The organism is Acidimicrobiia bacterium, assembly GCA_029210695.1.
Lineage (GTDB): Bacteria > Actinomycetota > Acidimicrobiia > Spongiisociales > JAHEDJ01 > JAHEDJ01.
In genome coordinates this window covers 1-11748 of sequence record JARGFH010000084.1, presented here as the reverse complement: position 1 = coordinate 11748, position 11748 = coordinate 1, and the positions used below count along the sequence as shown (strand labels likewise).

9 protein-coding genes are annotated in these 11748 nt (G+C 63.3%); 5 read left to right on the top strand and 4 right to left on the bottom strand.

The features are described 5' to 3' along the window. The first annotated feature begins 309 nt into the window (after positions 1–309). The 3 genes from P1T08_17110 (at position 310) to P1T08_17100 (ending at position 5760) form a co-directional block, all read left to right on the top strand. On the top strand, positions 310–1374 hold the full coding sequence (locus P1T08_17110) for an NYN domain-containing protein (protein ID MDF1597802.1): 1065 nt from the start codon (positions 310–312) through the stop codon (positions 1372–1374). Positions 1375–1555: 181 nt separating this feature from the next. Further along, on the top strand, positions 1556–4336 hold the full coding sequence (locus P1T08_17105) for a GAF domain-containing sensor histidine kinase (protein MDF1597801.1): 2781 nt from the start codon (positions 1556–1558) through the stop codon (positions 4334–4336). Positions 4337–4374: 38 nt separating this feature from the next. Then, positions 4375–5760: a tyrosine phenol-lyase gene (locus tag P1T08_17100; protein MDF1597800.1), complete on the top strand. Its 1386-nt coding sequence runs from the start codon at positions 4375–4377 to the stop codon at positions 5758–5760. A gap of 77 nt (positions 5761–5837) precedes the next feature. Here the strand turns inward: P1T08_17100 and P1T08_17095 are convergent, their stop codons facing one another. Beyond that, positions 5838–7193 carry a Glu/Leu/Phe/Val dehydrogenase gene (locus tag P1T08_17095; GenBank protein ID MDF1597799.1) on the bottom strand — a complete coding sequence of 452 codons (1356 nt, stop codon included), beginning with the start codon at positions 7191–7193 and terminating at the stop codon, positions 5838–5840. Between the two features lie 125 nt (positions 7194–7318). Here P1T08_17095 and P1T08_17090 point away from each other — a divergent pair, with 125 nt between their 5' ends. Beyond that, the gene (locus tag P1T08_17090; protein ID MDF1597798.1) at positions 7319–7732 is read left to right on the top strand and encodes an OsmC family protein; all 414 of its coding nucleotides are present in this window, start codon (positions 7319–7321) and stop codon (positions 7730–7732) included. Between the two features lie 23 nt (positions 7733–7755). Here the strand turns inward: P1T08_17090 and P1T08_17085 are convergent, their stop codons facing one another. The 3 genes from P1T08_17085 to P1T08_17075 all read right to left on the bottom strand — a co-directional run bounded on the left by P1T08_17085 (position 7756) and on the right by P1T08_17075 (position 9467). Further along, positions 7756–8586, bottom strand: a complete 831-nt coding sequence (locus tag P1T08_17085; GenBank protein ID MDF1597797.1) for a hypothetical protein — start codon at positions 8584–8586, stop codon at positions 7756–7758. Between the two features lie 37 nt (positions 8587–8623). Next, positions 8624–8893, bottom strand: coding sequence for a hypothetical protein (locus tag P1T08_17080; GenBank protein ID MDF1597796.1), 270 nt, complete (start codon positions 8891–8893; stop codon positions 8624–8626). Between the two features lie 91 nt (positions 8894–8984). Then, positions 8985–9467, bottom strand: coding sequence for an FABP family protein (locus tag P1T08_17075; GenBank protein MDF1597795.1), 483 nt, complete (start codon positions 9465–9467; stop codon positions 8985–8987). Positions 9468–9563: 96 nt separating this feature from the next. Here P1T08_17075 and P1T08_17070 point away from each other — a divergent pair, with 96 nt between their 5' ends. Beyond that, positions 9564–11639 (top strand): chloride channel protein, encoded by a 2076-nt coding sequence (locus tag P1T08_17070; GenBank protein ID MDF1597794.1) that lies wholly within the window; start codon positions 9564–9566, stop codon positions 11637–11639. Positions 11640–11748 lie beyond the last annotated feature (109 nt).

The following is an 11748-nucleotide window of genomic DNA, read 5'->3' as shown; positions in this document are numbered from 1 at the left end:
ACAGAGTGACCAAAACCCGGCCCGGGGGGTCAATTTTCAACCGGTGCCAGGGGGTCAATTTTCAGGCGGTGTTGACAATCACAACAGCCAAACAGAGCGCAATCAACAAGATTGCGATGCGTCTCGACCTCCCACCATCCCAGGTGAGACCGCTACCGATCATTTGTCCCATGAGACCTCCCAGTCCTTGGTTCTTTCGTCATACATCGGAACTTGATCGCGAAACTTGGGGACTCTTGCTCCAGCGCACAGTGGAACTAGTCCCGGCGCGGGGATGTGGACCACGCCACGGCGGCTACGCTGAAACTCATGGCACCCGAAGAAGAACGCATTGCCCTATTCCTCGACTACGAGAACCTGGCCATCGGAGCGCGCGACAACCTGGGCGTGACTTTCGATCTCAAACCGATCGCCGACGCGCTCGCCGAACGGGGACGGGTGGTGGTTCGCCGCGCCTACGGCGACTGGTCGATGTTCGATGAGGATCGCCGGATGCTGACCCGCAATCATGTGGAGTTGATCGACATCCCGCAGCGGATGGGTGCGTCGAGGAAGAACTCGGCTGACATCAAGATGGCCGTCGACGCCCTCGAACTCGCCTTCGAGCGCGACTACCTCACGACGTTCGTCATCGGCACCGGCGACAGTGATTTCACCCCGTTGGTTCACAAGCTCCGCGAGTTGAACCGGCGGGTCATCGGGGTCGGCGTCAAGGACTCGACGAGTGCGCTGCTGCCCCCGGCCTGTGATGAGTTTCTCTTCTATGAGCGGCTCGAAGGCGTCGAGGTACCGGCCGGGGCGCGGGGCGGATCCAAGAAACCCGGCCGCCGGACGAGCGATCGCCAAGAGGAGCCCAGGGTCGAATTGGAGACCAAAGGGCTCGAAGACCTCGACCAACTGGTTACCCAGACCCTGTCCGGCCTTCAGCGCACCGCGCAGGGTGCCGTTCTCGCCTCCTCTCTCAAACGGGCTCTCATCCGCAAAGATCCGACCTTCAACGAGGCCGACTTCGGGTTCCGTGCCTTCGGAGAGTTGTTGCGGCACATGGAGCAGCGCAAAGTGCTCGAGCTGACCGAAGGCAGCGCCAAAGGCGATCCGGTGGTCGACTTTCGCAGCGAGGACAGCGGCGAAGATGAGGCGTTCTCATTGCTCTTGTCGGTCGTTGCCCGGCTCGAAACCTCGGAAGGCCCTCCGGCCCTCTCGGGTTTGAAGAACCAGCTGCGCAAGCAGGATCCGAAGTTCACAGAGAAGCGCTACGGATTCGGCGGTTTCCTCCAGTTCTGCAAGGCCGCTCAGGCTCGGGGCCTCATCGAGCTCAGCTGGAACGAAGACGCTGATGACTATCTTGTGAGTGTGGCGCTGCCGGACCGGTAACCGTCAAGGGCCGGGCTTCCTGAGTCGATAAGGCTATTGATCCGCGCGCAGTGCGGACCTCGTGCCCGCAACGAAGTCAGGGAGTCGTTGGATATCTGAGCACACCGCTGATCGCGGCGAGCCCTCGAAGTGGCCTGACGCCGAACTGACAGGCTTCACCGGATCGTCGGTTGGATTCCCGATGCTCTATCGCCGCTGGCTCTCATTGCGTGGCCCGATCGCGATCGCGGCCGTTTGTCTCGGTCTCGTACTGGGCGTTGTGCTGGATTGGCCGGCTGCGTTCGGAGTGTCGGTCCTGGGGTTGGTTTTGGGAGTCGACGCGCTGCTTCGGCGCACGAAGGTGATGGGATCGGTTGTCGGCTCGGTGATGTTCGACACGACGTTGATGGGTCTGACTCTCTGGCTCCTCCGCACCCCGCCCGCAGTCATCGCGATCCCGTTCGCCTATTTGATCGCCACCGCGTTCCTGCTGCTACCTCCACAACGCGCCGCACTCCCGGTCGGCTACGCCGTCGGGTGGTTGAGTTTGCTGCTCATCGGATCAGGCCTCTGGTGGGAGCCGGAAAGTGGGAGCAGAGCCGTATTCATCTCCCTGCTCATGGCCGGCGTGTTCGTTGCCAGCCTCATCGTGATGTTCGCCTTCACGAGTCGGGCAATGGGCAGCATCAGGGTGTCCCTGGATCGGAAGGTCCGGTTCGAGAAGGCGATCTCGGCTTGTTCCCGGGCGTTCGCCACCGGCGATTCGGATACTTCGCTCGATCGTGCGCTGGGCGCCCTGCTAGTCGCCACTGAGGCTACGGCCGTATTCGTCGAGCAGAACGTCGACGATCCTGAGCGGGGTCTGTGCTCCACGCTGGTCGCCGAGGTACTCATGGAGGGGACGGAACCTGATCCGGTGGACCGGTGGACGCTGGTGCCCTGGAGTGAGATGCCGGTGTCCTTTGCCGGTTTGTCAAATGGTCGGCCGGTTGCCTTTCAGGTTGCCGATTTACCGTCCGTCGAACGCGCCAGGTACAAGGGGACGGGGCACACGACCGAGCTGAGTATTCCGATCATGGTCCGGGGTTCGTGGGTCGGGTTGATCGGATTCAACGACATCGGCGCCGACAGTCTCGGGGATTCCCATGACATCGAGTTGCTGCGAACTGCTGCCGAACTGATCGCCGCCTACTGGGAACGCATCGAGGCGCGAGAGCAGCTGAAGGAGGCGATGGCGAATCTCGAGTACCGGCACCGGCTCGAGCACGCGCTCGCCCAAAGATCCGGAGCATTGCTGGCTTCCCGTGAGTCGGCCATCGACGATGCCCTCGGGGCGCTGCTCGAGGCGACGGCAGCCGACATCGTGTTTGTCGAGGAGAATTTTCAGGACGACGAGCTGGGGCCGTGCGCCCGCATCACTCACTGGGCGGCCGACGAAGGAGCTCCCGGGATCGACCCGACCGCCCAGCCTTGGAGTGGACCTTTCAGTGCGCTTCCTTCGTTGTATGCGAAGCTGCAGCGCGGCGAGCCATCGGCAATTGCAACGACTGATTTGGCTGATCCAGAGAGAGGGTTGTATCTGGCCGACGGGATTCTGAGTGAGCTCTGCCTGCCGATTTTCGTGCGGGGCGAGTGGCGGGGGACCATCGGTTTCAGCGACTCTCAAGACGAGCGGCGCTGGACCGAAGAGGACATCCGGTTCCTTCGCACGGCCGGAGAGATGGTTGGCGCGTTTTGGGATCGGCAAGAAACGGTGACGTCCTTGAATACCCGCCTCGCCTACGAGGAAGCCCTGGCGAAGGTGTCGCGCGAACTCATCTCCGGGCGAGAGGATGCGCTTGAAGCCGCCTTCGAACATCTGGCAGCAGTGACCGGCGCCGACTACATGTGGCTGGAAGAGGTATTCGACGACCCGGATGCCGGGATGTCGTCCCGGGTTGTGCACGCGCTGCAGCCACCGAACCTGGAAGGCGTGCACATTGCGGACCTGTGGATGGGTGGGTCGCACCGCGATACACCGACGACTCCCGGGCGCCTGGCTCGAGGTGAAGCGTCCATCCTTCATACGGAGGATCTGGACGAGGGCACCGAGCGATCTATCTATGAAGCTGATGGTTTGAGGAGCGAGTTGGTGATTCCCGTCTTTGTGTTCGGGAAGTGGACGGGGGCGATCGGATTCGCCGACTATCTCCAGCGGCGGGAGTGGCACGAGAACGACATCGGCGTGTTACGTACCGCCGGAGGACTGGTTGGTTCCTATCTGGAGCGGCAGGAGACGAGCAGGCGCCTCGAGCAGTTGGTGGCCTCAAAGGACGAGTTCATCGCTTCGATCAGCCATGAGATCCGCACACCGTTGACTGCGGTACTCGGGTTCACGAACGTCATCCGTGAGGGATTCGACGATCTGTCGGATTCCGATCGCCTCGAAATGCTCGACCTGATCAACCGTGAGGCCCAGGATGTTGCATGGATTGTCGAGGACTTGCTCGTGTACGCCCGGGCGGACATCGGCACGCTGGCTGCGGTGGCGATTGATCTCAATCTCGGGGAGCAGATTGCGGCGGTGCTGGCCGGACAGCCATCCGACCTGGGATCCCGTGTGAGCGTTCGAAGCAACGGCGAACGCGCCGCGGCCGACCCGGCTCGGGTCAGGCAGATCGTCCGCAATTTGCTGACCAACGCCATGAAGTATGGAGGGCCGAACGTCGAGGTCGAGACGGCTCGGCGCGGCCCATTCGTGGTCATGCGGGTGATCGACGACGGTCGGGGCATCGATGAAAAGCATCGGGACCGGGTCTTCGCCGCCTATTTCCGGGCGCACGCTTCCGCCGGGCAGCCCGGGTCGATCGGGCTTGGCTTGCATGTTTCACGGAAGCTGGCTCGTCTCATGGGCGGTGACCTCGGTTACGACCGGGAAGACGGCAGGAGTTGCTTCATCCTGACGCTGCCGGCCGCCGGCGAACTGAAGGTCGCCTCGGCGTAGACTGAGCGTTCCTCACCTCGAGGCCGCAGGAGGTCATCATGGAACAGCATCGTCGCAGTTGGGCAGAGCCCTACAAGATCAAAGTGGTCGAGCCCATCAAGATGACCACCCGCGCTCACCGTGAGGAAGCCATCCGTACCGCCGGGTTCAACAGCTTTCTGCTGCGCTCAGACGACGTGTACATCGACCTGCTAACCGACTCTGGCACCTCGGCCATGTCGGACTACCAGTGGGCAGGCCTCATGGTCGGGGACGAGTCGTACGCCGGATCCAGGAGCTTCTACCACCTCGTCGATGCGGTGCAGGAGGTGTACGGATATCCCGAGTTGATACCAACGCATCAGGGTCGCGGCGCCGAGCACATCCTCAGCCAGTTGCTGATCTCGCCGGGTGACTACGTACCGGGCAACATGTATTTCACGACGACGCGGTTTCATCAGGAGTATGCCGGCGGCGTCTTCGTCGACGTGATCATCGACGAGGCGCACATGCCTTCTGTCGAGCACCCTTTCAAGGGCAACGTCGACCTCGTCAAGCTCCAGAGGCTGATCGACGAGGTGGGCGCCGACAAGATCCCCTACATCTCGGTGGAAACCAACGTCAACATGGCCGGCGGCCAGCCGATGTCGATGGCCAACCTCAAGGCGACCTACGAGTTGTGTCGTGCGAACGGCATTCCGGTGATGCTCGATGCCACCCGCGCCCTCGAGAACGCCTACTTCATTCAACAGCGTGAAGGGGGCTACGAGAACAAGTCTGTCAAGGACATCATGCTGGAGATCTGCTCCTACTCGGACGGCGCCACCGTGTCATCCAAGAAGGACAACCTCGTCAACATCGGTGGGTTCCTGGCGGTACGCGATCCCGAACTCGCCAGGCGGGCCCGCGCCATGCTCGTGAAGTTCGAAGGGCTGCATACCTACGGCGGCATGTCCGGGCGTGACATGGAGGCGCTGGCCCGCGGGATCCACGAGATGGTCGACACCGACGATCACGTCAGGGCGCGGATCGGGCAGGTCGAGTACCTCGGCAATGCGCTGCTCAAGGCCGGCATCCCCCTGGTGCAGCCCATCGGTGGCCATGGGATTTTCCTGGACGCGGCGGCCATCCTGCCCCACCTTGCACAAGACCAGTTTCCGGCGCAGTCACTGACGGCTGCTCTCTACGTCGACTCCGGGGTACGGGGCATGGAGCGCGGGGTCGTTTCGGCCGGCCGTGATCCCGCCACCGGCGATCACCGCTATCCGAAACTCGAACTTGTACGCATGGCGATTCCGCGGCGCGTCTACACCCAGGCGCACATGGATGTGACCGCTGAGTCGGTGGTTGAGGTCTACGAGCATCGTGAAAGCGTCGGCGGCCTGAAGTTCACCTACGAGCCGGAAGAACTCCGTTTCTTCCAGGCCCGCTTCGAGGAAATCTAAAAGAGGTCTTAGGTAATAGGTTCTGGGTTCTGGCTGGTTTCCCGGCAATTACAACCTACAACCTAGAACTTCTTCTCTCAGGGCCAAATCCCTCGCTCGAGAAGGGTGTCGGCGCACCGGCCGACTGCCACGACGTAGGCGGCTGTGCGAAGCGTTGGAGCGTCGACGGGTGGATCCTCCGGGCGGAGTCGGGCCCACGTCGCCCGATGGTGATCGATCGCATCCAGCAGACCGGCCCGACTGGTCACGACCTGATTCGTCGCTCGATACATCTTCTTGCGCAGCTTCTCCTGAACCTCGTGCTCCTCCCATTGCTGGTTCTGGAGATTCTGAACCCATTCGTAGTAGCTGACCACGACGCCGCCGGCGTTGGCGAGGATGTCGGGAAGGACGATGATGCCACGCTCATGGAGGATGGCATCGGCCTCCGGTGTGGTCGGACCGTTGGCGGCTTCAACGATCAATCGGGCCTGGATCCGACCGGCATTGCTCTGGAGGATCTGATTCTCCATGGCCGCCGGTACGAGGATGTCGCACGGTACTTCGAGGACCTCCTTGGTCGCCAGTGGCTTCGTGCCCGGGAAGTCGACGACACTGCCGGTGGCATCTTTGTGATCCTCGATCCGCGAAACGTCAAGGCCGTCCGGATCGTAGATTCCGCCTCGTGAGTCGCTGACCGCCACGATGCGGGCGCCCGCTCCTTCGTAGAGTTTGGCCGCCCACCGGCCGGCGTTTCCGAATCCCTGGATGGCGACTTCGGCTCCGTCGAGTGAGGTCAAGCCGGGCAATCCGCCCAGTTCGAGGAAATGCTCGGTCACGTACATGCTGCCCATGGCGGTGGCGCTATCCCGTCCGAGCGATCCTCCGAGGTCGAGGGGCTTGCCGGTGACAACCGGAAAACAGTTCTCGCCCGGGTGCATCATCGAGTAGGTATCGAATACCCAGGCCATCGTCTGCTGATCGGTGTAGAGGTCGGGGGCCGGAATGTCGGTGTGTGGTCCGATGTTGTCGCCCAGTGCAGATATATAGCGCCGGGTAACTCGCGCCTTCTCGCCTTCGGACAGCATCCGGGCATCGCACGCTACGCCGCCCTTGGCACCACCAAATGGTATGTCGAGCAGTGCGCATTTCCAGGTCATCCATGCAGCCAGCGCCCGGACTTCTTCTTCATTGACGCTCGGGTGAAATCGGAATCCTCCCTTGCCCGGGCCCCGGGCATTCGAGTGGAGGACCCGGTAGCCGCGGAAGACCTCAACGTGGCCGTCGTCCATTCGCACCGGGAGTGAAACCCGAACTACCTGTTCGGGTTCGAACAACCACTCGCGCAGGCCGGCGCCGTCATGGAACTGTTTGAGAAACGGCGCTGCCTGGTTGAACTGATGATTGGCAACCCGTAGCGGATTCAACTCACCTTCAGTGATCACCCCAGCCATCCTTTCGGCACGTGGACGCCGAACACCGGCCCCACCTGAATCCATGGTCCTCCCGCGCCCAGCGTGACCCAAGGGGCCAAACGGCACTCGCCGTGGGACACCCGGCCCTCCGCCATACTGTGCTCATGCAGAAGATCATCACAGCAGTTCACGATCAAGGCATCGCGTTCGACGTTCACACCCGCTCCGGCCACGACCTCCGGGTCGAGGGTGCTTCGGCCGAACACCCATCGGGACCGGGTCCCATGGAACTACTCCTGGTCGGCCTGGCTACGTGCAGCAGTACCAATGTCGTCGAGATTCTCGACAAGATGCGGCAGTCGTTCTCCTCGTTGGAGGTCGACGTTTCCGGTGAAAGGGCCCCTGAGCCTCCCCGGATCTGGACCAACATTGCACTGCACTATCGCATCGTAGGTGACGTCGATCCGCAACGGCTCGAGCGGGCGATCTGGCTGAGCGATAACAAGATTTGCTCGGCCTACACAATGCTGGCGGCGACGGCCAACATCGAAAGCACGTTTGAAATAAGTCGCGAGTGACGGGTCGCGAGTCGCGAGTGTTCCTACCTTGTCCTCTCGGAGTAGGACACCTGGTCGGGTCCTACTCGATCCCATGCTGCAACGCCGGCGATCGCCGCCCATAGTGGGATGAGCGCCGCAATGCCGGCACCTCCGCCCACCGCGGCCGCCAGCAGGCCTGCGCCAATGGCGCCGACCCGGGCGCTCTGGAGCCGGCGGGCGATGAGGAGACCTCCGGTATGGTCGGCAACCGAGCGCGGTTCGTAGATCCGCATACTGAGGCCGGCGAAAACACCAACGGCGAGCACGATCGCCTGCCCGGCCGCAGGAGCCGTCCAATCGTCCGGTGAACCACTGATGAGGGCGCCGGCGGTAGCAGCAGAGGCGATGAAGAAGGCGGCGGCGAGTTGGCGGCGAGGTGCAGGGTCGGGCAGGCGGTGATCTCTCGCCACCGCGAATGCCAGTGCGAGACCGGCCGTCCAGCCAATAGTCGAACTCGCCCCAGCGAATGCAGCTCCCGGCAGCGCGATCAGATCGAACAGAGTGGGAGGCAGCCCGGTTGACCGGTGCAACACCCTGATCGCCAGCAGTGCGAGCAGCGTTGGAAAGAGCAGCGCCTCGCCCACGGTGATGATCGCGATTCCCGCCAGCACGGCGGCCACCGCCGCCGCATTTGGCCGATCCGGGTCGAGTTCGCGACCGATCGCCCAGGCGAGGAACGACGCGACGCCTGCGTTGAGTGCCAGTCGGACGCCATCGCCGTCCGGAGCCAGCCCCCAGGCGGCCGCCGCAGCGATCCCTGAAATGAGCAGCACCACCCGGTGTGACGGGATGCGGGGGTCGACGGCTCTGGCGAGGGTGGTGAGTCGAGTCACGGGCCAAACGTAGTGGGATCGAGCGGCAATCGTGGTTTCAGCCTGAGTGTGGCCGGCGGCGCGGCGTTCTGATAGGAAGCACTGCCACGAACTCGTCATGGCGTCCGGGGACCGGTTCGCGACCGTAATCCCTGCGTGCGGTGTCATGATCCCACTGCGCGTACATCTCCGCGCAAGCCTCTGAGCAGAACTCCGAATTGTCGCCGGTGTTCCCGCCGTCCCACAGGCAGCGGGCGTACGACGCCCGCAACCAGGGCGGGTCCCACACCGCGTGGTGAATCCGATCGTGGCCGTGTTCTTCTGCCATCGATATCCAGTCTGCCCGAATGCCCGGTTCCTGCGCGCCGCTCTCCTCCCGGCTGGGAGTGTGCTACGGAAGAACCATAGATGGCAGGTGTCTAGCCCTTCTCTTCGATGCGGTGAAGTTCCGCCTCGAGGTGGAACTGATAGGCCTCGCCGACCGCCTCCATGTCGAGGCGGTAGTGGAGCACCTGGCCGTCCACCTCTAACCGGCGTCCGACTCCGACGACCTCCTTGGCGGTCGGTGTCAGGGCAACGCCGGTGGTGCGCAGGTCGATCGTGGTGCCGCTGAGCCGTCCGGCGTGGACTTCCGCAATCCCGCTCGGTTGGGCCAGCACCAGTTCGACGGCTCCGTCCCCGCCGCTCCGAAAGTAGCCGGTCTCGCTGTGCATCGGCGCTCGGTCGGAGAGCGCCCATGTGCGCTGACGGTAGATCAGAAACGGTTTGCCGACGTGGCTGAACTGGATCTCTTCTCCGTACTCGAACGAGTCTATGGTCGGGTAGTCGCCGCGACCGGTCCCTTGCCAGGTGCCGAGCAGGAACGCCAGCGGGCTGATGTCAGGGTGAACCTCGATGGTCACGATGTCGCCTTTCGCGTTATGCGTGAAGACTAGAGGCGATGGATCCTGGTTCTGCCGGGATTCGCCAGTGTGCCCGGCGCGCCTACGCTGGTCGGGATGTTCGATTCGATCGTGAAGCGGTACCGGGATTCCCGGGGAGCAAGCCAGACCGGCGATACAGCCTGGACGCTTGCGCTCGCTGCGCTCGTCGGTGTGGCGGTGGGCGCCGCCGCTGCTCTGTTGATCTTCGCGGTCGACGTTGTCCGCGACCTCTTCGCCGACGGAGGGGAGAGCCTGGGAATCGGTGAGTGGATCGTGTTCCTCTCTGTTCCCATCGGGTTCCTCGGCGCCTTCTGGATCGCCACCCGCTTCGCTCCTGAGGTCGAGGGTGATGGCGTGCCTGAGGCGGCGGTCGGGCTCGCCCTCCACGGCGGGTACCTGGCCAGTCGTTCGGTTCCGTTCAAGATTCTCGCCACCGCCCTCACCCTGGGAGGCGGTGGGTCGGCCGGTCGGGAGGGCCCGGTTGTTCAGATTGGAGCAGCGATCGGGTCGTTCGTGTCGCGCAAGGCCCGGCTCGGCGAAGACCAGATCAGGGGCATGGTTGCTGCCGGCGCCGGCGCCGCAATTGGTGCCAGCTTCAACGCCCCGATTGCCGGCATGTTGTTCGCCATGGAGGTCATCCTCCGCAGCTTCGCGGCCCGGCATCTGAGTTCAGTTGTGGTCGCCTCTGTTGCAGCAGCTGTGACGGCCGAGGGGCTGTCGAATGCGTTCGGATTGAATGAGGTTCTGCTCGTGGCATTCCCGTTCGGAATGGGTGACTCGCGGGAGTTGTTGTTGTATCTGCTGCTCGGCCTGGTCGTGGTCGTTGTCGCCTGGGCATTCCTGCGGTCGCTCGACATCGTGGAGACACTGGCTGCCCGGATGCCGGGTCCGAAGTGGGCCAGGCCGGTGTTGTTCGGGCTGGTGGTCGCCTCCATCGGGTTCTTCGAGCCGCAGGTGCTCGGAACGGGTCAGGTGTTCACGCGTCAAACCCTGCAGCTGGTGGCGGAGAGCGGCGACGTGTGGTGGGCGCTCCTGCTCCTGGTCGGACTGAAGCTGTTCGCCACCACCATGACGCTGTCTTCGCGCGGATCGGGTGGGGCATTCATGCCCTCCCTCTTCCTCGGTGCCGCGCTAGGTGCCGGCTTCGGGGAATTCCTCGCTCCTCATTGGACGATCTCAGAGCTGCATCCCGGCGCCTTTGCCATCGTCGGCATGGCCGCCATGTTCGCCGCGGTCGCCAGGGCACCCCTCACCGCCATCCTGATCGTCTATGAGATCATCGGAAGGGACTACGCGCTGATCCTCCCGTTGATGCTGGCCGCAGCCATTGCCACCGTGCTCACCGACTTGCTGCATCCTGAGAGTGTGTACACGATGCCGCTGAAGCGGCGTGGCATCGTGCTCACCACCGTCGGCGAAGTCGATCTGCTGGATACGATCTCGGTAGGCGAAGTCATGTCGACGAATGCCGCCCTCGCCAACCCGGCGATGACGTTGCAGGAGCTTCAGGGTGAGCTTGATCGGCATCGCCATCACGGCATGGCGGTCGTCCACGAGGACCGGCTCGTCGGGCTCATCACGGTTAGCGACATCATGCGAGCAGGAGGCGCACGGGATGATCTCACCGTCGCTCATGCCATGACACATCGTCCGGTCACGGTGCAACCTTCGACACCGGTGTCGGCGGCCCTCGAGCGGATGGCCGCCCTGGGGATCGGCCGAATGCCGGTCGTTGCGGATGATGATCCCGGCCACCTGGTCGGGATGTTCCGCCGGGAGGATGCAGTCCGGTCCTACCACTATGCCCTCGCCGCCACCACCGGACGGAAACTCGATCGTCAGCGGATGGCGACCAGGACCGACCCCGGCACACGGTTCTTCGATTTCCGGGTCCCGCCGGGTTCGTTTGCAGACGGCCGGCCGCTCAGCGAGGTGACCTGGCCCGAGGGTTGCACGCTCGTTTCCGTGCGCCGGCACACCGATGTGATGGTGCCGACCGGCGGAACCGTCCTCGAAAGCGGCGACGTCGTTACCGCATTCGGAACAACTCGCGGGTACTACCGGTTGATCGATCGTCTGAACGCCACGGCCGACGAACCAACCGCAGAAATCGAATTAGAAGAGCTCAACGAGAAACCAGACGAACAATGAGCCACACTCGCTCGTAGCGACTCGCGACTATCCCCTAGGTGGCTGCCGAAAAAGTGGCTTTCGGTGAGGTTGGTTGGCGGCGGGCCAGTCGTGGGTGATGCCGGAGACC

Excerpts from the sequence above, each read along its gene's own strand:
- P1T08_17080 (MDF1597796.1), bottom strand. The coding sequence starts at position 8,893 with ATGGCAGAAGAACACGGCCACGATCGGATTCACCACGCGGTGTGGGAC.
- P1T08_17100 (MDF1597800.1), top strand. The coding sequence starts at position 4,375 with ATGGAACAGCATCGTCGCAGTTGGGCAGAGCCCTACAAGATCAAAGTG.
- P1T08_17095 (MDF1597799.1), bottom strand. The coding sequence starts at position 7,193 with ATGGCTGGGGTGATCACTGAAGGTGAGTTGAATCCGCTACGGGTTGCC.
- P1T08_17110 (MDF1597802.1), top strand. The coding sequence starts at position 310 with ATGGCACCCGAAGAAGAACGCATTGCCCTATTCCTCGACTACGAGAAC.
- P1T08_17090 (MDF1597798.1), top strand. The coding sequence starts at position 7,319 with ATGCAGAAGATCATCACAGCAGTTCACGATCAAGGCATCGCGTTCGAC.
- P1T08_17070 (MDF1597794.1), top strand. The coding sequence starts at position 9,564 with ATGTTCGATTCGATCGTGAAGCGGTACCGGGATTCCCGGGGAGCAAGC.
- P1T08_17105 (MDF1597801.1), top strand. The coding sequence starts at position 1,556 with ATGCTCTATCGCCGCTGGCTCTCATTGCGTGGCCCGATCGCGATCGCG.